The organism is Methylobacterium sp. WL116, assembly GCF_008039455.1.
Taxonomy (GTDB): Bacteria; Pseudomonadota; Alphaproteobacteria; order Rhizobiales; family Beijerinckiaceae; genus Methylobacterium.
The window spans coordinates 1-2635 of the sequence record NZ_VRUV01000586.1 but is presented as its reverse complement, the minus strand read 5'-3'; the positions used below and the strand labels follow the sequence as shown (position 1 = coordinate 2635).

The 2635-nt window shown below is 72.2% G+C and carries 2 protein-coding genes and 1 pseudogene; 2 read left to right on the top strand and 1 reads right to left on the bottom strand.

Annotation, left to right across the window (positions count from 1 at the left end):
• Window positions 1-1457 (bottom strand): GumC family protein (locus tag FV223_RS24875; RefSeq protein WP_187276240.1); only part of this gene is annotated, 1457 nt, incomplete at its 3' end.
• A 190-nt stretch (window positions 1458-1647) separates the two neighbouring features.
• Between FV223_RS24875 and FV223_RS24870 the strand changes: the two genes are divergently transcribed.
• Window positions 1648-2271: a polysaccharide biosynthesis/export family protein gene (locus tag FV223_RS24870; protein WP_147729466.1), complete on the top strand. Its 624-nt coding sequence runs from the start codon at window positions 1648-1650 to the stop codon at window positions 2269-2271.
• Between the two features lie 183 nt (window positions 2272-2454).
• Window positions 2455-2635: pseudogene (locus tag FV223_RS24865) on the top strand (glycosyltransferase family 1 protein); the annotation flags it as partial.

The following is a 2635-nucleotide window of genomic DNA, read 5'->3' as shown; positions in this document are numbered from 1 at the left end:
CGCTCGCGCCGCCCGCCGCCGGTCGGATCGGACAGGAGGTGGCGGGCGATGACCGCGCCGGCGGCGAGCATCAGCGTCAGCAGGGTGGCGAAGGCGACGATCGGCAGCTTCTTGGGGAAGGACGGGATCTCCGGCGTCACCGCCCGCGAGATGATGCGCGCGTCGGCCGGCGTCGCGCTCTCGCCGTCGCGGGCGGCGGCCTCGCGGTAGCGCGACAGGTAGGATTCGAGCTGCTCGCGCTGGACCTTGGCCTCGCGCTCGAGGGCGCGCAGCTGGATCTCGCTGGTGTTGCCCTTGACCACCACGTCGCGCTGGCCGTCGACCGCCGCCTGCAGGCTCTCGACGCGGGAGGCCGCGATCTTGGCGTCGTTCTCCAGGGTGCGCCCGACGCGCTCGGCCGAGGCCTTGATCTGGGCGTCGAGATCCTGGAGCTGCGCGGTCAGCTCCTTGATGCGCGGATGCGCCGGCAGCAGCGTGCGCGATTCCAGGGCGAGCTGGCCGCGGATCGTGATGCGGTTCTCGACGGTGCGCCGGATCACCTCGTTGTTGGCGACGTCCGGGATCTCGAAGGCGCGCCCGTCCTTGATCATCTCCTTGACGGCCTTCGCCCGGCCGGCGAGGTCCGCCTTCAGGATGCGGGCCTGCGACAGCTGGGTCGAGAGCTCGCCGAGCTGCTGGGCGTTGAGCGGCTGGCCGGTGGCGCCGGTGGAGCCGACGAGGCCGTTGCCGGCGCGGTAGGCCTCGACCCGCGCCTCAGCCTCGGCGACGCGCTTGCGCAGGCTGTCGATGTTGCCGCCGAGCCAGGTCGAGGCGTAGCGCGCGGTGTCGACCTTGGCCGCCTCCAGGGCCGCGATGTAGAGCTCGGAGACGGTGTTGGCGCCCTTGGCCGCCAGCTCCGCGTCCTTCGCGCGGAACTCGACCGAGAGGATGCGCGACTTGCCCGCCGGGAAGACCAGCAGCCGCTCGAAATAGGCCTCCAGCACCCGGTCCTCGGCCGGACGGTCGAGGGGGTTCTTGGCGAGCCCGAGCATCATCAGGGTGCGCTGGACCGGGCCGATGGTGCCGGCGCTCGGATCGAATTCCGGGTTGCCGACGAGGTTCAGCCGGCGGATCGCCTCGCGGGCGAGGTCGCGCGACATCATCACCTGGACCTGGCTCGCCACCGCCTGCTCGTCGATCGGCGGGACCTGCTCGGCGCGCTCGGAGGCGGTGCGGGCGAAGGCGGCCTCGCGGCTCTCCAGCAGCAGCTTGGCCTCGCCGGTGTAGCGCGGCGACACCACCTGGACGAACACCGTCGACAGCCCCGCGACGACCAGCGTCGGCACCGCGATCCAGTGCCAGGACCGGCGCAGCAGCGCGGGAACCTGGGCCAGGCTGATGCCGTCGGCCGGGGCCGGCCTTTCGGCGAAGGCCGGCCTCTCGCTGAAGGCGGCCGCGCGCGGGGCGATTCGGGACATGGCACGATCTCTTGGCGATGCCGGGCCGCGACTGTGCCCGCGCATCAACGCGTGAGATCAATAGAACCTGTTAAGGTTGCCTGAGAGTTAAGGCCGGCCCGATGCGGACTGCTCCGACGCGGGGCGACAGCATTTCTTAACCTTAATGGATTACGGCACGACCGATCAGGCAATCACGACGGCTGTGGTGATGAACCGACGCGTACTCCTCCTCGTCCTCGCCGCCAGCCTCGGGCTCGGCGGCTGCCTGCGGCCGGACTACCGGACCGCCCAGCTCGACGCCACCGGCACCGGCTCGATCGGCGCGCGCTACCCGCTCGCGGCCGGCGACAAGCTCCGCGTCATCGTGTTCGGGCAGGACAACCTGTCCAACATCTACGCGGTCGACGGCGGCGGCCGCATCGCGATGCCGCTGATCGGCGTCGTCCAGATCGGCGGGCAGACCACGGGGCAGGCCGCGCGCACCATCGAGGCCAAGCTCGCCGCCGGCTTCGTGCGCGAGCCGCACGTCACCGTCGAGGTCGACGCCTACCGCCCGTTCTACATCCTGGGCGAGGTCACCACCTCGGGGCAGTATCCCTTCGTCAACGGCATGACCGTCGAGACCGCGGTGGCGATCGCCGCCGGGTTCGGCCCGCGGGCGGCGCGCGACTACGCCGTGCTCACCCGCGAGGGCAAGGGCGGCGCCGCCTCCGGCCCCGGCCTCGAGCCGACCAACGAGGCCGGCCGCGAGGGACTGGTCTCGGGCATCGTGCCGATGACCTATCCCGTGCGCCCCGGCGACACGATCGTCATCAAGGAGCGGTTCTTCTGAGGCGCCCGCTCGTGCGAAGGGGATAAAAGCCGGCGCGTTAGGCGACCGTTGACCCTCGCATCGGGAAAAGGCGGCGCCGCGGCCCGGCCGATTCGGGCCGGCACCCGCGCTTAACCGGCTGGACAGGGCCGGCATGGCACGCAGGCGAGGCCGGCCGAACGCGCCGGCCTGGAGACGTCCGCCGTGACCCCGTCCGTCAGCCCTTCGGATGCCGAGCCCCGCCGCATCCTGCACGTGTTCCGCGCGCCCGTCGGCGGCCTGTTCCGCCACGTGGTCGACCTCGCACGGCTCCAGGCCGCGGCCGGCCACCGCGTCGGGATCGTGTGCGACGCGACCACCGGCGGCGAGCGCGCCGTCCGGGCGC